This window comes from Paenibacillus sp. FSL K6-1230, from assembly GCF_038002385.1.
In the GTDB taxonomy this organism is placed as follows: domain Bacteria; phylum Bacillota; class Bacilli; order Paenibacillales; family Paenibacillaceae; genus Paenibacillus; species Paenibacillus massiliensis.
The window spans coordinates 703,782-723,076 of the sequence record NZ_JBBOCK010000001.1 but is presented as its reverse complement, the minus strand read 5'-3'; the positions used below and the strand labels follow the sequence as shown (position 1 = coordinate 723,076).

14 protein-coding genes are annotated in these 19,295 nt (G+C 49.3%); 8 read left to right on the top strand and 6 right to left on the bottom strand.

The window, feature by feature from the left end; all coding sequences use genetic code 11:
• Positions 1 to 55: 55 nt before the first annotated feature.
• Positions 56 to 1,036 (top strand): LacI family DNA-binding transcriptional regulator, encoded by a 981-nt coding sequence (locus MKX74_RS03170; protein ID WP_341177487.1) that lies wholly within the window; start codon positions 56 to 58, stop codon positions 1,034 to 1,036.
• A gap of 180 nt (positions 1,037 to 1,216) precedes the next feature.
• On the opposite strand, the gene MKX74_RS03165 is transcribed toward MKX74_RS03170, so the two are convergent.
• Positions 1,217 to 2,917 (bottom strand): S-layer homology domain-containing protein, encoded by a 1,701-nt coding sequence (locus MKX74_RS03165; RefSeq protein ID WP_341177486.1) that lies wholly within the window; start codon positions 2,915 to 2,917, stop codon positions 1,217 to 1,219.
• 208 nt (positions 2,918 to 3,125) lie between these two features.
• Positions 3,126 to 4,586 (bottom strand): glycoside hydrolase family 1 protein, encoded by a 1,461-nt coding sequence (locus tag MKX74_RS03160; RefSeq protein WP_025679252.1) that lies wholly within the window; start codon positions 4,584 to 4,586, stop codon positions 3,126 to 3,128.
• 532 nt (positions 4,587 to 5,118) lie between these two features.
• Between MKX74_RS03160 and acnA the strand changes: the two genes are divergently transcribed.
• The 4 genes from acnA (at position 5,119) to MKX74_RS03140 (ending at position 10,520) form a co-directional block, all read left to right on the top strand.
• Positions 5,119 to 7,833 carry an aconitate hydratase AcnA gene (gene acnA / locus MKX74_RS03155; RefSeq protein ID WP_341177485.1) on the top strand — a complete coding sequence of 905 codons (2,715 nt, stop codon included), beginning with the start codon at positions 5,119 to 5,121 and terminating at the stop codon, positions 7,831 to 7,833.
• A gap of 223 nt (positions 7,834 to 8,056) precedes the next feature.
• Complete coding sequence (locus MKX74_RS03150; protein WP_018887374.1) at positions 8,057 to 9,007, top strand: helix-turn-helix transcriptional regulator; 951 nt, start codon at positions 8,057 to 8,059, stop codon at positions 9,005 to 9,007.
• A 64-nt stretch (positions 9,008 to 9,071) separates the two neighbouring features.
• Positions 9,072 to 9,923 (top strand): zinc ribbon domain-containing protein, encoded by an 852-nt coding sequence (locus MKX74_RS03145; RefSeq protein ID WP_341177484.1) that lies wholly within the window; start codon positions 9,072 to 9,074, stop codon positions 9,921 to 9,923.
• Positions 9,924 to 10,340: 417 nt separating this feature from the next.
• A complete protein-coding gene (locus MKX74_RS03140) occupies positions 10,341 to 10,520 on the top strand; it encodes a hypothetical protein (protein ID WP_155988612.1) in 180 nt (59 codons plus the stop codon).
• A 106-nt stretch (positions 10,521 to 10,626) separates the two neighbouring features.
• On the opposite strand, the gene MKX74_RS03135 is transcribed toward MKX74_RS03140, so the two are convergent.
• The 3 genes from MKX74_RS03135 to MKX74_RS03125 form a co-directional block, all read right to left on the bottom strand.
• The gene (locus tag MKX74_RS03135) at positions 10,627 to 11,436 is read right to left on the bottom strand and encodes a GNAT family N-acetyltransferase (RefSeq protein WP_341177483.1); all 810 of its coding nucleotides are present in this window, start codon (positions 11,434 to 11,436) and stop codon (positions 10,627 to 10,629) included.
• A gap of 340 nt (positions 11,437 to 11,776) precedes the next feature.
• Complete coding sequence (locus MKX74_RS03130) at positions 11,777 to 12,520, bottom strand: IclR family transcriptional regulator (RefSeq protein ID WP_341177482.1); 744 nt, start codon at positions 12,518 to 12,520, stop codon at positions 11,777 to 11,779.
• A 506-nt stretch (positions 12,521 to 13,026) separates the two neighbouring features.
• The gene (locus tag MKX74_RS03125; RefSeq protein ID WP_341177481.1) at positions 13,027 to 13,584 is read right to left on the bottom strand and encodes a PadR family transcriptional regulator; all 558 of its coding nucleotides are present in this window, start codon (positions 13,582 to 13,584) and stop codon (positions 13,027 to 13,029) included.
• A 223-nt stretch (positions 13,585 to 13,807) separates the two neighbouring features.
• Here MKX74_RS03125 and MKX74_RS03120 point away from each other — a divergent pair, with 223 nt between their 5' ends.
• On the top strand, positions 13,808 to 14,281 hold the full coding sequence (locus tag MKX74_RS03120; RefSeq protein WP_341177480.1) for a tautomerase family protein: 474 nt from the start codon (positions 13,808 to 13,810) through the stop codon (positions 14,279 to 14,281).
• A 179-nt stretch (positions 14,282 to 14,460) separates the two neighbouring features.
• On the opposite strand, the gene MKX74_RS03115 is transcribed toward MKX74_RS03120, so the two are convergent.
• Positions 14,461 to 16,191: a hypothetical protein gene (locus MKX74_RS03115; protein WP_341177479.1), complete on the bottom strand. Its 1,731-nt coding sequence runs from the start codon at positions 16,189 to 16,191 to the stop codon at positions 14,461 to 14,463.
• A gap of 545 nt (positions 16,192 to 16,736) precedes the next feature.
• On the opposite strand from MKX74_RS03115, the gene MKX74_RS03110 reads away from it, so the two are divergent.
• Positions 16,737 to 17,771: an alpha/beta hydrolase gene (locus tag MKX74_RS03110; RefSeq protein WP_341177478.1), complete on the top strand. Its 1,035-nt coding sequence runs from the start codon at positions 16,737 to 16,739 to the stop codon at positions 17,769 to 17,771.
• A 255-nt stretch (positions 17,772 to 18,026) separates the two neighbouring features.
• On the top strand, positions 18,027 to 19,139 hold the full coding sequence (locus tag MKX74_RS03105) for a superoxide dismutase (protein WP_341177477.1): 1,113 nt from the start codon (positions 18,027 to 18,029) through the stop codon (positions 19,137 to 19,139).
• Positions 19,140 to 19,295: the final 156 nt, after the last annotated feature.

Sequence of the window (19,295 nt, the reverse complement as noted above, 5' to 3'; positions counted from 1 at the left end):
TTCTAGGTTCTGCAACGCGTTTCATGTCAAGCGACTTTTCCGAAGGAGAATGGAAATGGCTAATTTAGAACAAATCGCGCGGCTGTCGGGCGTCTCCAAAGCCACGGTCTCACGGGTCATCAACGGCTTCCCTCATGTGAGTGCCGAGACCAGACTTCGGGTACAGCAGGTCATCGATGAGATGGACTATGTACCAAATCGTACAGCCGTATCCCTGTCCAAGGGACGGACGCAACAGATCGGACTGGTAACCGGGACCATCAGTGAAGTTATCATGCCGTTCTTGAACGGTTTCATTGAGACAGCCAAAAAGCATGATTACCAGACGGTCATTTATTTCACTGGTGATGATCCAGCTACAGAGCTGCAAGCTTTTGAAGATTTAAGGAGTAAGCGGACGGATGCGCTCGTGATCGTTACCTGTGCTAACCCACCTTCTCTGCTGAGTACATACAGCAAATACGGCCCCATCGTATCCTGGCAGCGAATGCCCGAGCATGTCATCCCTTCTGTAGCCATGGATCAGGGTATAGGCTACTGTCTGGCGCTCAAGCATCTGCTTGCTACAGGAAGACGCCGTATCGCTCATGCCTTTGGACGCCCTGAAAGTCTCAATACGCAAAGTAGAATGCGCAGCTATGAGAAAATCATGCATGAGCATGGGCTTCCCATCGCACAGGAACTTTATTTTTCTTCTATATATTCTGTTCATCATGGAGAACAATTGATTCAGACTCTGCTTGAGCGCCAGAAGGAAGGTCATGAGCTGCCAGACGCCATATTATGCTCCAATGATTATGTTGCTGCAGGTATTTTGTGCGAAGCACGCAGGCATGGTCTGAGCGTACCAAGTGATCTAGCGATTGTCGGGTTCGATGATAACGAGATATCACGCACACTGGAGCTGACGACGGTACATAACCCGATCAGAGCCCAGGCAGAGCATGCCTTCTACATGCTTGCCCCCATGCTGCTGCATACTGAGCTCAAACAGAGTCAGTTGGAATACAAGCTCATTCTGCGCTCTACAACTTGACGCCACCAGTCTGCTTGGATCTCATGATTACAGAAAAAGACCTGCACAGTGAGTGCTTGAACTCAAGAGCTTGGACTCAAGAATAGTAACTTCTTGAGATGGATCAAGACTGCTGTACAGGTCTCTTATTATTCATTTGACTGCATTAGCTCTACGCGTAACTACACCAGATACAAGTGATTATTTCACTTTATACTGCTGCAAAGACTTCAGGACCTGTGCTGCTTCTGCTACTGTCACCACCTGTGCAGGCTTCAGTTGGCCAGCGCCATTCGCAGGCATAATTCCGAAGCGGCTAACGATCACTGCATTCTGATAGGCCCAATGCTTCTCGGGTACATCCGAATATCCTGTCATGGAGCCGGGAGACTCTGCTGTCTCCACGCCGTTGGACTCCAGCCATTGACCTACAATGACTACCAATTGAGCGCGTGTCACTGCGGCATCTGGAGCGAATTTGCCTTGACCTATACCACGCATTAAGCCCGCCTGGGTCACGGCTTCTATCTCCTGAGTGCGTTCGGTACCCTGAACATCCTCATATAATCCATATACAGAAGCTGCTACTGGTAGATTCAGCTCTGTCGTCAGCAGTCCTGCAAGCTCTGATCTCGTGATTGGCCCACTTGCTGCTGGTTGCTCTGCTAGTTGCTCTGCAACTTCTTCTGAAGTAGTCTCTGTTGAAGGTGTCCCACTGGAATCTCTCTTCTGCGAGAACAGCCAATTGATCATATTCTGATCATTGAAGACAGGAGCCCAGGACCAGTGCTTCATGGCACCGTAGAAACGCTGACTGTCCATAAATTCATCAGTGTAGAGCGTTTCCTTCACCTTCGTTGAGCCCAGTTCGGTCAGTGCCTGATAAGCAAGCTTACTAGTACGGCTGTCCGTAATCGGATCATTCTCCGCATGGACGATCCAGAGGGGCATGTCCACCAGACCTTTCAGCTCCTGCTTGAAAGCATCCACCGGCCCCTTATAGTCTGCAACAGCATCCTTGGCCGCCACTACAATGGCACCTGCGAACAGATCAGGATACTGCATCATGAAACGGAAAGCACCACCGCCGCCGCTGGATACCCCCGCCAGATAGATACGATCCGGGTCTACCTTACCTTCAGCAACGAGCTTCTGAATCAGCTCATATTGCAGGACGAAGTAATCCTGCATCTTCTTCAGTTGTTCTGCATTGCTATAGATTGCCCAATCATAATTCTTCGGATAATGAACCGCGAGCACAGAGGTATCCTTGCCAGATTCGGTCCAAGTCGTGGCGCCACGATTCTCGGTCAGCTGCTTGATGTTATCCGTGCCGACCTCTCCACCACCGTGCAGCCATACAACAAGCGGTTGCGGTCCTGTGGATTCACTCAGCTTCAGTCGATACGGCAGCGTCTCCCCATTGCTTGCTGTGAAAGTTCCAGGCTCGAACTCATCTACAGTACGAATGGATACCCTATCAACCTTGTCTGCATTGAAGGATAGCTCCGGGAACTTCGCATTGGTTACAGCGAACGCGGATACTGTGCCTCCGGGATAACGGAATGGCTTGAAGGTAAGATGGATTGCCTCCTCACTGACAGCGATTTCAAGACCATCATCCTCATAATTGTCCTGTACAATCTCCCCCTGCTCATTTACAGGATAACCGTCATAATTGCCTGTAATATCAAAATCCTCAGCCTGTAGATCAGCATAGCGACTAACATCCGATACTTTGATATCAAAGGACTCCACCATCGTTCCAGCATCCCCGACATACGCCTGGCCTGTAATTTGTTGAACAAACGTCGCTTCTTCCGCAGCAGCAGGTACGATTAGCCCTGCGGTTCCAATGACTGCCGCCAACAGTCCGGTCAAGCTTTTTCTTACCAAATTCATTGCTTATAGCCTCCCTCTCAGGATCACACAGCACACAAAAAAGACGGTCAAAACCAACAAATGGTCGCCCTCATGCGCATCTGCATCTCTTCAGACATGCGATGTGCTTCAGGAGCCATATGTCAGGTTTTGCCCGTCTGTGCGGTTACAATCCTATCGTTGTAAATTCACCTTAGCCCAGGATTGGTAACGTTGTCAATAGCTATCTTTACGCCAAATCTTCGCCGTTGGAGGCAATAACACGCTTGTACCAGTCGAAGGAATCCTTCTTGGAACGGTTCCATGTTCCCTTACCCTCATCATCCAGATCAACATAGATGAAGCCATAACGCTTGGACATTTCGGACGTCGACATGCTCACCAGGTCAATTGGCCCCCAGCTCGTATAGCCCATCAGTTCAACGCCATCCTTGATAGCTTCCTTCATCTGTTCGATGTGCTTGCGCAGGTAATCAATACGGTACGTATCATGAATAGAGCCATCTTCTTCGACGCGATCGTAGGCACCCAGACCATTTTCCACAATGAACAGCGGCTTCTGATAACGGTCGTAGAAGTTGTTCAGCGTCACACGCAGACCGATCGGGTCAATCTCCCAGCCCCAGTCGGATGCTTCCAGATGCGGATTGCGAACACCACCAATAAGGTTACCTTCACCAACCTCGTCATCCGGATTGGAGGAGCGAGTGATCGTCATGTAGTAGCTGAATGAAATGAAATCCACGGTATTGTTCAGCAGCAGCTCATCATCGCCTGGCTCACGTTCGATTACAATGTTATTCTCAGCAAAATAACGCTCCATGTAATTCGGATATTTACCGCGTGCATGTACATCCGTGAAGAATAGGTTCACCTGATTCTCCCATTGTGCCATGCGTACATCGGCAGGGTTACAGCTGAATGGATAGGTCTCCATGCGAGCCAGCATACAGCCCACTTGGGAGCCTGGAATAATCTCATGTGCCAGCTTGGTTGCTTTTGCACTTGCTACGAATTGATGGTGCAGTGCCTGGTAGGACGTCTGCAGCTTGTTATCCACTTGATCTGTCAATACGCCGCCACCCGTATACGGGCTGATGAGCATGATGTTGATCTCGTTAAAGGTAAGCCAATATTTTACTTTGTCCTTGTAACGCTTGAATACTGTCTCTGCATATCTCACATAATGATCTACAACTTCACGGCTAGCCCAGCCATTGTACTTCAAGGTCAGACCAAGCGGTGTCTCATAGTGAGACAGCGTTACGAGTGGCTCGATCCCGTGCTTCAACAGCTCATCAAAGACGTTGTCATAGAATTGCAGCCCCGCTTCGTTCGGCTCCGCATCGTAGCCATTAGGGAAAATACGTGCCCAGTGAATGGACATCCGGAATACTTTGAAGCCCATTTCAGCGAACAGCGCAATATCTTCCTTGTAGCGGTGATAGAAATCAATACCGTCACGCTTAGGGAAACGAGCCTCGACTTCACCGTTCAGGATTTGCTGAATACGCTCGGTAGTCATCTCCATAGCATGAACGCTTCTACGCTGGTCCTTAGGCACCAGTGCGATCATGTCTGCGGTGGACAAGCCTTTACCGTCAGCATCAAATCCACCTTCCAGCTGGTTAGCCGCAGTAGCGCCTCCCCACAGGAAATTTTCGGGAAATCCTTGTTTTGCTGCACTCATTGATAACGACCTCTTTTCTACATTAATATGGGCTTTTCAGGATTCCCGGCAAAATGTGTTGCGTAACTACTTGTCAACTATGCCCGAAAAACAAGAAAAACCTAAATCCAAGGTACAAACAATTCCCCCGGTCTAGGGAATCACTTCTACCATCGATTTAGGTTTTGCCTGATCACCAGTTACAATCCTCGTTCGATGAAATTATAGTAAATGAAATTATAGTAGATGAAATTATAGTAATGACACTCATTCGGAAGCATACTATTGACTCAATCTGTCTACATACTGCGTCATAAACGCATTGATCTGAATAAAGTCACATTCATAAAAATACTGGCTGGTTCTGGAACTAAATATAGCGTAGCATAGGCTCTCGGCAAAAGCAATTTGGCTACTCCTAATGGTGTCTTTAGGCAGTCGAATCAAGGCTAAAAGGCCTTTACGAACAGCTATGAAAACGGTATACTTAACTCATGGTGATTTTTGAAATTATGTTTCATCTGATGAAACAACTTCATGAGGAGGTTCATTCATGCCAGGACAAGACCAGTTCTCTATTGCCCGTAACCTAGAGGTTAACGGACAATCTTACCGCTACTACAGTCTTAAGGCACTTGAAGAGCAAGGAGAAGCGGGCGTAGCTCAGCTCCCATTCTCAATCAAGGTATTGCTGGAAGCGGCGCTTCGTCAGTTCGACGGACGTGCGATTACCCAGGATCATGTCAAGCAATTGACGAATTGGGCAGCTGATCGTGATGCGAACAAAGAAATTCCCTTCATTCCTGCACGTATCGTATTACAGGACTTCACAGGCGTACCTGTCGTAGTCGATCTTGCGGCTATGCGTGACACCGTGAAGAAAGCTGGCGGTGATCCGAAGCAGATCAATCCACTCGTACCGGTCGATCTCGTTATTGACCACTCCGTCATGGTTGATGCCTTCGGCAGCAAGGACGCGCTGGATTACAATATTAATGTAGAATTTGAACGAAATGAGGAGCGCTATCGCTTCCTGCGTTGGGCGCAGACAGCATTCAACAATTTCCGTGCTGTGCCCCCTTCAACCGGTATCGTGCATCAGGTGAACCTGGAGTATCTGGCTTCTGTCGCAGCCACGAAGACAATCGATGGCGAGACTGTTGTATTCCCTGACTCTCTGGTAGGGACAGATTCTCACACCACCATGATTAATGGTCTTGGTGTCGTAGGCTGGGGCGTAGGTGGAATCGAGGCTGAAGCAGGTATGCTGGGCCAGCCGCTATATTTCGTAACTCCTGACGTTATTGGCTTCAAGCTTACAGGTAGCCTCTCCGAGGGTGCAACAGCAACAGACCTTGCGCTGACCGTTACTGAGATGCTTCGCAAGAAGGGTGTAGTAGGTAAATTCGTTGAATACTACGGCCCAGGTCTCGCTAATATCAGTCTTGCTGACCGCGCAACCGTAGCGAACATGGCTCCAGAGTATGGTGCTACGATTGGCTTCTTCCCGGTAGATGCCGAGACGCTCGCTTATCTGCGCAGCACAGGCCGCACCGAAGAGCAGGTAGCGCTGGTAGAACAATATTACAAAGCACAAGGCATGTTCCGTACAGCTGACACTACTGATCCAGTATTCACGGATACCATTGAGCTGGATCTCGCGTCGGTAGTGCCGAGCCTTGCTGGACCGAAGCGTCCACAAGACCGCATTGAGCTTGCACATATGAAAGAGAACTTCGAAAGCATTATCCGTACCCCTGTAGACAAGGGCGGATACGGCCTGAGCGATGAGAAGATTGCACAAAAGGTTGCTGTAGCTCATCCAGATGGCTCCAAGAGCGAACTGGCTACTGGTGCGGTAGTTATCGCCGCGATCACTAGCTGCACCAATACCTCCAACCCAAGCGTTATGCTGGGTGCAGGTCTGCTTGCGAAGAAGGCTGTAGCACGCGGTCTGGTGAAGCCAGGCTATGTGAAGAGCAGCTTGACTCCAGGCTCCCTGGTCGTAACCGAGTACCTGCAAAAAGCAGGACTCATCGAGCCGCTTGAAGCACTTGGCTTCCACGTAGCTGGCTATGGCTGCGCGACTTGTATCGGTAACTCCGGTCCATTGCCAGATGAAGTGAGTCAGGCAATTGCTGATAATGACATGACTGTAGCTGCCGTATTGTCCGGTAACCGGAACTTCGAAGGTCGCGTTCACGCCCAGGTCAAAGCGAATTATCTCGCTTCACCTCCGCTCGTCGTGGCTTACGCCTTGGCTGGCAATGTCAATGTCGATCTGCAGAATGATCCGATCGGCTATGATCAGGAACAGCAGCCTGTCTATCTGAAGGATATCTGGCCGACTTCCGAGGAGATCAAAGAAGCGATCAGTTTGTCCCTTAGTCCGGAAATGTTCCGCAGCAAGTACGAAAATGTGTTCACTGCCAACGAGAAGTGGAATGCAATCGATGTACCGGAAGGCGAGCTGTATGAGTGGGATGAGAAGTCCACTTACATTCAGAATCCGCCATTCTTCGAAGGTCTGCAGGATGGAGTTCAGGACATTGCAGAGATTCGTAATGCACGCGTACTCGCCCTGCTCGGCGATTCTGTAACGACTGACCATATCTCTCCAGCAGGTAATATCGCCGTGAACAGCCCAGGTGGCAAATACCTGACTGATAATGGCGTCGAGCGCAAGGACTTCAACTCCTACGGCTCCCGTCGTGGTAACCATGAAGTGATGATGCGTGGTACGTTCGCGAATATCCGGATCCGCAACAACGTTGCTCCAGGAACCGAAGGCGGCGTAACCAAGTATCTCCCTACGGATGAAGTCATGTCCATCTACGATGCTTCTATGAAGTATCAGGACGGCGGACAGAATCTGGTCGTTATTGCAGGTAAAGAATACGGTACAGGCAGCTCCCGTGACTGGGCAGCGAAGGGTACCTTCCTGCTGGGCGTCAAAGCAGTCATCGCGGAGAGCTTCGAGCGGATTCACCGCAGTAACCTCGTAGGTATGGGTGTACTGCCACTCCAATTCCAAGAAGGCTATGGCTGGTCCAGCCTTGGCATCAATGGTACAGAGACGTTCGACATCCTGGGCATCGACAACGAAGTGAAGCCTGGTCAGGCACTCACCGTGGTAGCGAAGCGCGAGGATGGCACCAAATTCGAATTCCCTGTCATTGCTCGTCTGGACAGCACGGTAGACATCGATTACTATCGTAACGGTGGTATCCTGCAGACGGTACTGCGCCAGATGATCAAGAACAACTAAATCTATAATCAGAATTATGGATAGCCCCTGATACTGATACAAAGACAGCAGCAGCTCATTCCGATGTTGGGATGAACTGCTGCTTTTCTTTGTCAATGATTTATACTGTATAGAACAAGCTTAGCTCAATGTCACAAGAGCCACCGGCCAGGGATACTTCAACACTTCAATACTTGAATAATCTATAAAATACACAAATGACACTCAGGAGGTCATCCATACTATGAAAATTGATCGGCTGCTGGCCATTGTCATGCTATTACTGAAGCACCGGAGAATGCCCGCCCGGCAGCTGGCAGATCGCTTTGAAGTCTCCTTGCGTACTATTTACAGGGACATCGATACGCTAAGTCAGGCCGGAGTGCCTGTCGTGACTTATCAGGGCATGAACGGCGGGATCGGACTAGTAGAGGGTTACCGTCTGGATCATACCCTGCTCACCGATCAGGATCTAGCTGCGATCACGACAGCTATTCGTGGCCTCAGTACATCCATGCCAGATCAAGAGCAAATGCTGCTGCTAGACAAAATCACCCAGATCATCCCTCCCTCCAAAACCGAGCAATTTCGCATTCAGACCGAGCAACTGGTCGTAGATTTATCGGACTGGGGTGGACACCGGGAACTACCTGAAATGCTGGGACAAATCCGAGCAACCATTGCCGACAGCCACATGCTCCATTTTAGCTACAGGAATGCTGACGGACAGTCCACTATGCGAACCTTGGAGCCTCACACCCTTGTACTAAAGAAAAACCAATGGTACGTATATGGCTACTGCCACCTTCGCTGCGAATTCCGTTTGTTCAAGCTGTCACGTATGAAGGACGTTCGGCAGGGACCAGACACCTTCATCCGTCGACCGCTCGCTGTGGAGGAGCTGCCTTGGCAGCAGGATTGGGGCAAGCCAGAGCAGCAGGTGGACATCGTTCTCCGCTTCCATCCTAACGGAGTACATCTCGCCGAGGAATGGTTCCCTCTGGAGCAACAACAACAGGACGCTGCTGGCTACACCCGGGTGTACGTATCCATGCCCGAAAATGACTGGCTTTACAGCTTCATACTAAGTATCGGAGCAGTCGCTGAGGTACTGGAGCCTCCTGCCATTCGGCAGCGAGTTCATGAGATGGTGCTGGACATGCAAAAAAAGTATAGCCTTCCACCAGTAACCTGACAGAAAGCTGTCATATTTCAACCTCTACACTATTCATGAATAATGAATACAGGAGGAATTACATATGAATATCCATTGTCAAAGCTGCGGTATGCCGATAGACGACCAAGACCTGAGAGGAAGCGAGCTGAATGGCAGCACCTCCATAGACTACTGCAAATACTGCTATACAGACGGTAGCTTCACCGAGCCAAACGCTACGCTTCACAGCATGATTGAAGGTTCTTTACCCTACTTGGTGGAGGAGGGATGGACCGCTGAGAACGCCCATGCGATGCTGCTTGAATTTTTGCCTACACTTAAGAGATGGTCCGGCCCCAAGGGGTCTTCCCCAGCACTCGGTATAATTGTTGACACACTACCAACCTTTGGTATCATGCCTTCGCCGCGTGCACCATGGTTCGTGAAGCTTGAGAGCTTTGTCTTGGGAGGAATCGCAGCACGCACCTCCAACAGCGCAGAGACAGACAATGCGGGCCATGAGGGGCTCATTCCTCGCTTATGGGGTCAATTCACGCAGGAGAACATTCCGGGACAGATCCCGGGATATATTCCAGGTCAACCGATCTACGGCTGTTACACGGACTATGAGGACGGGGTAAACGGTGCTTATACCTTACTGCTCGGCACTAGCATGGCTCCAGCAGACGTACCAATACTACCGGAGGGACTAGTCTCTACATCATTGCCGTCAGCTGACTATGCTGTGTTTCGTACTGCGAATGGGCCCCTCGCACAAGTCGTTTTCGATACCTGGCAGCACATCTGGGCTTGGACCGAAGCAGCTGCACAGCACGGAATCCGTCGGACATACACAGGAGATTTTGAGCTTTACGATGGAAGTGGCTCGGACCCGCACGTAGAGGCTGACATTTATGTTGCGATCCAGCGCAGCGAAGACGATCCTGCTGAATAGCTCCCAGCCCCGGCCTGTACACACAGCACTTTCTGCAAGCTACATACAGCTTATAGACCGCAAATGATGTGCCTTACTTCATGTGAAAGGCGCTTCCCCTAAGTCCTAGAAAGCGCTTCTTTTCCAAAGGCCTATAGACCTCTTTGATTACTAGTCAATTCCACCTATATTCATACAACCTTCCCGAGTCCACCACAAGATGATTAAGACCATTTTACCCTTTTCCTCGAAAAGGGTTTTCCTTTATTTAATTATGGGTAAAATAGGGGACACCCTAACGAAGTGAGAATGTATCAGTACAGTGAGTCATCTGGGACCTGTGCACGATACCCTGCTGAAGTAATCTATCTATATCAAAGTAACCTACTCAATCGAACCTACATAAAATGCAGATAACTGGCATAGTCATCTACTATCTTGATTACTATTACGAATCTGGGAGGAGAACGCATGCAGATCATGAACATTACCTTACATACGCTCATTCCTTATAACCATCAATATCCAAGAACGAATCCTGTACAGAACTCCAAGAAGGACGATAGTGACAAGAAGCTCAGCTTCCAGCAAATTCTGAATGAAAAAATGGCAAGATAACGGCTCGCTTCTGCCGCTGACCACGCTTGCGGAGTATAATGGTATGTGCCGTCACAACAGCGGCCTAAATCCGTGTAGATACAACAACAGAGCTAACCCTCTCATCTCAATCTGATCCGTGGAGGGCGCCATTCCTGAACTGATAATACGGAAGTTGTAGTGTTGGGACAAAGCCCAACTGTTGGGCCAGATGATAAGAACCTTGATTGCCAAGTCTGCATGCCCATACCGGCTCCAGACCATGAGCAAGACAATAATCAATTAATGCTGTACATACAATACGAGCTAGCCCCTGCCCACGATATGCCTCCACGGTCTCAATGCCAATCTCCAGACGCCCACGAATATTAATAGCTGCAAAGGCTGTAGCCGCAGCTTGTCCATCCAATATCAGACTGAACCCAATGCCCTTGGACACAAACTGCTCTGCATCTCTCCAAAAATAACGTGGAACCACTGCTCCTTGAGCCTGCTCGAACAGCTTCTTATCCGTCGGAACAGGTACGAGGCCAGGTCTTGGCTCCGTTATACGGAGCTCACGGTATCGTGTTGCATCGAACCTAAAATTCACTCGCGTGTGCTCCTCAATATTCCCTTTCCCAGCCTTGATTAACGCTCGAATGTGATCATTCCATCCATCCGGGTACACCTGAAGCCACTCTCTCTGCTGACGTTCACTCTCAAGCCAATACTTCCGCAAAGCTTCATTAAACTCCGGCTGATGCATATCACCCCACAGCAATGACATTCCATAGCCATGGGCAATGTAAAATACTTGCGGATCTTCGATCCGATCCACATACACGGTACCATCCACATCCTGGAGTAACACGGACTCCGCAAACAAAGTGTTCATCTTAAGGGTGCCTAATGGCCCTAAAATGCGATCATATTGAGCTGGCTCTAGCCTTATCATGGGTACACTCCTCTGGTAATAGCATATTAGATCACGTCGTATTCGAAGGGACTTACATCCCATATCCTGAACCTTGAAGCTGACATTCTTGTATTCTTCAGCCCTCCCTCTCATACCTGCTACCTGCGTTTATTTCTTACTCGTCTTTTGATAGCGCAAGATTAGCAAAAGCCGATTCCCGAAGGAAACGGCTGTCGAAATAAGCTATAATCGTGGCTCCTCTAGTAGCCTGTGATACGTAGTCAGGCACAACCGTTCACTTCTGCAGCACATATGCTACTAAAATGCCATTAAAGCGCTCTCTTGTAGCTCCGCTAGGCTCCAAAGCCTGACACCTCTTTTACGGGAGCAGCATACTCATTTCTTTGGCAGCATCCATAATGATCGGTGCGAATTCGTGGAGCGTCTCGGCTGACAGTCGGCTCACCGGTCCGGATACGGACAGAGCTGCAGCAAGCTGTCCTTTGCGATTCAGAATCGGTGCTGCCACAGCGGCTGCTCCTGGCTCACGTTCCTCAATACTGGTAGCAAAACCGATGCTTCGAACCTCAGCTAGCTGCTGCAGGTAGCTCTCATCATCCAGCAACGCTCCCCACTCTGCCTCCTGTCGAAAGCTCTGACGCTCCTCCTCCGTTGCGAATGCTACCAGCACCTTACTGGAGGCTCCGACCGATAATGGCATGCGTGCGCCTACAGGGGCCACCCGCCGGATACCCTGCGTGCTCTGCACCGCCTGAATGCGAATCCGCTCATGTCCATCACGTAGATATAGACTCACGGTCTCTCCCAGATGATTACGCAGCCGCTCCATCAAGGGTAGCAGCAGCACAGCAGGCTCATCACTCTGTGACATATGCGTGGAGAGCTCCCAGACTTTTATACCTAGTCGATATTTTTCCGTAGCCTCATCCCGAATCACAAAGCCCCGATCCTCCAGTGTGGTCAGCAGTCGATGCACCGTACTCTTATGAAGTCCAATTCTCGCAGCGATCTCCGTCAGTCCAAGATCCGTCGCTTGAGTGAAGCACAACAATATATCCAATGCCCGTTCTACGGCACGTACAGTCAATTTACGGTCTTCCACAGTAAACCGCCTCTTTTCCATCTACAAAATACTAGTTTCACTCTGTGAAACGTGGTTACATTAATTATATCTCATTTCAACCATTGCTGCTATCGTATATGAACACGGCACGTTATTTTTCAGACTTCTAAGTATATTTCTAGTCATTCTCGACTGCGTGTCACACGCCTGATATACATACAGATATTATGACTTTCAAAATGCTCTTGCTCTAATACAATTTTCACGTTCAGTAGAAACAACATTAGATAATATAGGGGTAATTAGAAAGGGGTAATTATCCAGTATGTACTGAGTGGACCGAAGCGGCATGGAGTGGACCAAGAAATTAATGGGGAATGTAGCAGAAAGGCTACTAACACTGCAACTATGAGAAATAGAAGCTGACGGGATCATTTCCGATTCAGAATGTTACCATAATACACGTACAATCAACGTGCATTATGGTCTACCAAAACCTCGCTATTTTCTACCTTATTTCTGATTTAGCAAGAACCTCTCAAGCGTTAGTCTCTTAACATCCGCACACTTTCTTCACACCATTCGATTAGACTGATGAAATGTTTCTTTCCGTATTGGTTCGTAATCATCCAATATTTATAATTAACATCCTTATTTTCAAGATTTAATAGCCATTTTTCGAGTTCCTCAAAAACCCGCAAGCTTTCCTCAAGTTTACGCTGATAAGATTCAATATGCATAATAATCGTCTCTGGAGAGGAATTACTACCAAAAAACACTCTTAGCAATAACTCATTTTTCTTCAGATCAACAACATAATCTGTAGGTTGAGACAGCCAAGCAGACAATGTTCTTCTTCCCTGATCAGTTATGCTGTACAGTTTTTTGTCAGGCTTTCCATCTTGGCGAATGATCTCAACCTCGATATCATTTGTGTCCAAAAGTTCAGCCAAACTGGGATAGATCTGGCCGTAGTTTTCATTCCAAAAGTAGCTTGTGCTTTCTTCCATGTGCTGCTTGATATCATAACCGGTATGTGGTCCTAAAGTGAGTATGCCTAACACCGCAAATTTAGTGTTTACTCTCGCCGGTCGATTTGCCATTTTCAATCTTCCTCCTGGATTTAAAAGCTGCTAACGCTATTAGTAACATTGCAATAATTATATCGTATCACATTACACCTGTGGATTTTATATATATTTAATAAATATATATTATTATAATAATTAACGTTGACAACACTTTTCAGACAGAGTTATATTTACTTTGCCGGCAGATTCATATTATTTTCTATATTTTCGGATATATGAAGGAGCGTATTCACATATGACAATTATTAATGTTAATTCCCCTATTGGACGAATTTCCGCTAGACAACGTAGCCTTTTAGCCGAAGCTTTAACAGATGCTGTGTTGATTCCTGAAGTTGGACAATTTTGTCCGCCTGCAAGGGAAGGATTTCAGGTGCTTTTTACAGAACGTCCGAGAGATTATATCGCTATTGGAGGAAAGCTGTTATCAGACCAGCCTGAGCGTGATGTGATCACAATCAATATCCTTGTGATGGATGGGGATTGGCCTAATGATGTACGCAAAGAAGTAATTAATAATACTTTCAGGAGTCTTACTAGCATTCTTGAGGTTCCAGAGCCTTCTCCTGCCTGGTGGGTAAGCTTTCAGGTCATTGATGAAGGAAGCTGGGGCTCTCGTGGCGGGGTGCTTTCCATTTTAGACTTGTTAGGATCAGGGGTCTTTACAGATGAAAAAGTACAAGCTATTCGAAAAAATATAACGGATTGAAACCTTCCGGAACAGCGACGTATGCCTAACAGGGCAGACTGTATTCCACAACAAAACCCACCGAGGCTATTCAGCTTTAACGGTGGGTTTTGTGCTTTTATATCTTATCTCGATTCAGCGATATATCAGCATTTACTTTACTGTAATAACACATCATTGGCTGCGTTGATTAATTGGAATTATGTCAGTTTTAAAATGGTGAGTGTCGAGTTGGTAAAGTTATGAAGTAACACTGGAGTCGCACTAGCATTTACCACTTGAATGGTTGTAGGAACTTCAGTAACCGTGATAATTACTTCAGCAGATACAGGTCCGCCACCATCGCCAGTGAAAGGAAAGGCGGTGATAGGTGTACCGTTGACGGTGATGTTAAAATCACCAGCTCCTTGGTTATGAATGACTACGTTAAGCAAATAGGTTCCAATCTCAGTGATCGTGATTGTCGCTGATGGAGGTACAAATGTAAACGCCCCGCCTACGTTAGCCAATAATCCATTGAAGATAACCGCCGCATTTCCAGGAACCGAATCCGTGCCTGTGCCTGGATCAGCGCGAAGAATACTTAAATAATCAGAAAGTCCTCCCCCAGTCGCACCTGTTGCACCCGTGGCACCAGTTGCTCCGGTCTCACCTGTTGGACCTGTTGGGCCGGTTGCTCCGGTTTCGCCTGTGACTCCTGTTCCACCTGTGGCCCCTGTCTCACCTGTTGGACCTGTCGGGCCGGTGACTCCCGTTTCGCCCGTGGCTCCTGTTCCGCCTGTGGCTCCGGTTTCACCTGTCGGACCTGTTGGACCGGTTGCTCCGGTTTCGCCCGTGGCTCCTGTTCCGCCTGTGGCTCCGGTTTCACCTGTCGGCCCCGTTGGGCCGGTTGCACCCGTTTCGCCTGTTGCTCCTGTTCCACCTGTGGCCCCTGTCTCACCTGTTGGACCTGTCGGACCTGTCGGGCCGGTGGCTCCCGTTTCGCCCGTTGGACCTGTCGGGCCGGTGGCTCCCGTTTCGCCTGTTACTCCTGTTCCACCTGTGGCTCCGGTCTCACCTGTTGGACCTGTCGGACCTGTCGGGCCGGTGGCTCCCGTTTCGCCTGTTACTCCTGTTCCACCTGTGGCTCCGGTCTCACCTGTTGGACCTGTCGGACCTGTTGGGCCGGTTGCTCCGGTTTCGCCTGTTACTCCTGTTCCACCTGTGGCTCCAGTCTCACCTGTTGGACCGGTCGGACCGGTCGGGCCAGTTCCCCCCGTTTCACCTGTTGCTCCTGTTCCACCTGTGGCCCCGGTCTCACCTGTTGGACCGGTCGGACCTGTTGGGCCGGTGGCTCCCGTTTCGCCTGTTACTCCTGTTCCACCTGTGGCCCCTGTCTCACCTGTTGGACCTGTCGGACCTGTTGGGCCGGTGGCTCCCGTTTCGCCTGTTGCTCCTGTTCCACCTGTGGCTCCGGTTTCACCTGTGGCTCCCGTGCCTCCGGTGGCTCCCGTTTCGCCCGTTGGGCCTGTCGGACCTGTTGGACCGGTTGCTCCCGTTTCACCAGTTGCCCCTGTAGCTCCTGTTGCTCCCGTTGCCCCGGTTGCACCTGTAGCGCCAGTGGCTCCTGTTGCTCCAGTAAATCCTGTAGGTACTGGTCCTACACTGCTTAATACAGTCTGCAGCTTACTATCAAGCAATAATTCTTTCTTGATCGTTTCCTGCAATGTGGACTGGACACTCTGATTCACAATTAACAGTTCACTAATGGTTGCAGGTATTGTCAGACCCGGCAGTGTACCCACTGCATACTGAATCTTCTCTGCTTCCGCATTAATGATGTGTCCCAGGCCCAGCTCTTCCATTGCAATGGACGCTAAAAGTAAGTTAATTGCGTCATCTCTTGTTAAGGTTATAGTAGGACTAATATTAGGTATGTTCGGTTGAGACATGCTACCCCTCCTACACTCAAATTCAAACTTATTCATATCCTTATTCTATGATGACGAACTACCCTCAGAAGTCTCTTCTGTCCTTATTCCGGTTCGGCATCCGGCACAGTATAGAAGACAAAATATTGTATGTTGCTGAAAATGATTGGTGATATGAATAAAGCCTGTATTTCTCTTTCTCTGTCCATCTGCTGATTTCTGTTCCCTTCAGCAAGTTATAGGCCAATGCCCAACAGCACACTGACATTCTCAAACCAAGATAGCTGATATGCAGAGAGCCAGCTCTCCTTATTGCATAGCCTCCTCTTACACCAGTGCACATATCTTTTGGTATAAGGCCGGTTCAAGCGTTTATATAAATAAAGAGTACTGAGGTAGGCGATAACCCTTATGACAGAATCAGCCATTTTCGATGCCAATCCTTCACAATTCGCCATGTAAGATTGACTTTCTACCTTCCTGCATTTTACGATGAATAAATATGATCCATGTAGATGCTGTGACGACAGCACAACAGTAGCTTATAGAAGTAAGGAGGCTCCCAGATGATCTTTACACCCCAGCATAGCAAGCATCTGCATGCTACCCCCCAAGAGCCGCCCGTCGAGTTGTCTCCCCGGTTAATCCGGTTCAAGCATATTGTCATTTCCTTATTGCTGTCGGTCATCTTCTTTCTGCTCTTCTGCTTCATCGCCCTGCATGCTTATATCGCCTGGGTGCTATCCAATCCAACGGTAGCCCCTCTGTTCTCGAATCCGATGCAAGCCAAAGGAATGGCCTATGAAGAGATTAGCTTTCCCGCCAAGGATGGCAGTCGCATGATGCAGGGCTGGTACATTCCAGCAGAGAATTCCGACAAGACGATCGTCTTCAGTCATGGCTATGGCGCTAATCGTGAAGAGAGCTGGATTCCTATGTATGATCTTGCCCATTACGCGCACCGTCAGAACTTCAATGTCATTATGTTCGACTATGGCTTCGCTTCACAGACCAGCAAGCAGGTCGCAACAGGCGGCAAGGTGGAAGCCCAACAGCTGCTTGGAGCCATTCAGCTGGCCAAGCAGCGTGGAGCACAGAAGGTGGTCGTATGGGGCTTCTCGATGGGCGCAGGCACAGCACTTCAGGCTGGACTGCAGACCAAGGACGTGGATGCCATGATTCTCGACAGTACCTTCCTGCTAGAGCCGGACACACTGTACCATAACATCAAGAATCAGATTGATCTGCCTCGTCATCCGTCACTTGAGATCCTGGAGCTGCTATTCCCGCTTGTCAACGGCACTGGCGTACAGCAGATTCCTTATATGCAAGTCAAGAGTGAGGATTATCCCTTCCCGATCCTGTTCGTGCATGGTACAGAGGATGAGAAGGCGCCGTATCCTATTGCCGAGACGCTCGCTGCGAATCAGACGAATCCGGCCTCTGATGTATGGATCATACAAGATGGACTGCATGAGCTACTCTTCCGTCAGCACCCGCGGGAATACTTGCGGCGTGTGTCCACCTTTTTGAGCCAGGCACAGATCGGAGATGAACCGGTTGATTCCACCACGAGTACAGCAGAGACGAAGGGCATGTGAACAGAGCGACAGTTACGGATTGAGATACACTCGTAGCTGTCGCTTTTTTTGTCTAATGAACTTGCTCTGTGTTAGCAAGGGGGATATCAGCAACAGACACACCTCATGCAGCACAGTACATTCAGGCCCTCGCATCCATGTTCGTTTGAATTACCCGACTGATAATCCTGATTGGATACATATGTCATAGGACAACAGCTACAAGGAATACACTATGAACAGCGTCAATTCGTCCAATCGGGAGGTAATATTCTCATGCTGCATATTTACGGTAATCTGCTGCCACTGCGCATGCTGGAGGAGATCTGGCATTGGAAGCACCTGGAGAGCAGACATGTACAGACGGTCATCTCGGCTGTGCCTGAGCTAGAGCCTGCATATGTTCATCATTTGCAGGATTGGGATCACGTGTTTGAGCGGACGCGCTATAAGGCAGGGGAGCTATTCAATCAGCTGTGGGAGGAGCAGCTTGAAGCAGAGGAGCAGCACGCACTGGAATTGGGTGAAGAGCTGGAGCAGCTACTGGCCGCTGCACGGAGGCAATCGGAGGAGTTCGTTCATCATCTGTCCCTGCTAGAGACGAGAAGCCGTTCGCTGCGGCACTATCCGTCGGCACCAGACGTACTTCGCCATGCCACAGAGGACAGTCGGTATTTTCTCAGCTCTACCCTCCCCTTCCAGCACGAGGGGGCTATCCTGCGTATCTTTGAATATCGCGCCAACAATCCGCAAGGCGAGCGTCCGGTTCCCATCGGAGGACACACGCTACCTCCCCTTCCCTACCCTTACAATGCCCTGGAGCCCTATATCGATGAGAAAACGATGCGGATTCATCACGACAAGCACCACCAGAGCTATGTAGACGGCTTGAACACCGCAGAGAAGAAGCTGGAGGAAGCACGCAAGACAGGGAACTTCGATCTGGTCAAGCACTGGGAGCGAGAGCTGGCCTTTAACGGTGCGGGACACTACCTGCATACGATTTTTTGGACGATCATGAATCCCAAGGGAGGGGGCAAGCCAGAGGGAACCTTGGCAGAGCAGATCAAGCAGGACTTTGGCAGCTACGAGGCCTTCAAGCAACAATTCAGCCAGGCAGCCGAGAAGGTGGAAGGCGGAGGTTGGGCCATTCTTGTATGGAGTCCAAGAGCGGGTCGTTTGGAGATTCTCCAGGCCGAGAAGCACCAGAACCTGTCCCAGTGGGATGTCATCCCGCTGTTGCCGCTGGATGTGTGGGAGCATGCCTACTATCTGAAGCATCAAAATGAGCGCAAGAAGTACATTGAGGACTGGTGGAATGTGGTCTACTGGCCTGCTGTTCAGGAGCGCTACAATAAGGCCTCCAAGCTACGCTGGACACCTTATTGACGGCGAGCTTTTTTGGTCAGAATACACCATTCCCAATGCTTCAACGTCGGTGTAATTACCGAGGTCGGCCAAACGAAATTGTCTATGAATGCGGTTGTCCATGAATACAGTTGTTCGTGATGCAGCTGCCTATGAATTCAGACGCCTATAAATTCA

Coding starts and splice junctions, on each gene's coding strand:
- MKX74_RS03170 (WP_341177487.1), top strand. CDS start 56: ATGGCTAATTTAGAACAAATCGCGCGGCTGTCGGGCGTCTCCAAAGCC.
- MKX74_RS03165 (WP_341177486.1), bottom strand. CDS start 2,917: ATGAATTTGGTAAGAAAAAGCTTGACCGGACTGTTGGCGGCAGTCATT.
- MKX74_RS03160 (WP_025679252.1), bottom strand. CDS start 4,586: ATGAGTGCAGCAAAACAAGGATTTCCCGAAAATTTCCTGTGGGGAGGC.
- acnA (WP_341177485.1), top strand. CDS start 5,119: ATGCCAGGACAAGACCAGTTCTCTATTGCCCGTAACCTAGAGGTTAAC.
- MKX74_RS03150 (WP_018887374.1), top strand. CDS start 8,057: ATGAAAATTGATCGGCTGCTGGCCATTGTCATGCTATTACTGAAGCAC.
- MKX74_RS03145 (WP_341177484.1), top strand. CDS start 9,072: ATGAATATCCATTGTCAAAGCTGCGGTATGCCGATAGACGACCAAGAC.
- MKX74_RS03135 (WP_341177483.1), bottom strand. CDS start 11,436: ATGATAAGGCTAGAGCCAGCTCAATATGATCGCATTTTAGGGCCATTA.
- MKX74_RS03125 (WP_341177481.1), bottom strand. CDS start 13,584: ATGGCAAATCGACCGGCGAGAGTAAACACTAAATTTGCGGTGTTAGGC.
- MKX74_RS03120 (WP_341177480.1), top strand. CDS start 13,808: ATGACAATTATTAATGTTAATTCCCCTATTGGACGAATTTCCGCTAGA.
- MKX74_RS03115 (WP_341177479.1), bottom strand. CDS start 16,191: ATGTCTCAACCGAACATACCTAATATTAGTCCTACTATAACCTTAACA.
- MKX74_RS03110 (WP_341177478.1), top strand. CDS start 16,737: ATGATCTTTACACCCCAGCATAGCAAGCATCTGCATGCTACCCCCCAA.
- MKX74_RS03105 (WP_341177477.1), top strand. CDS start 18,027: ATGCTGCATATTTACGGTAATCTGCTGCCACTGCGCATGCTGGAGGAG.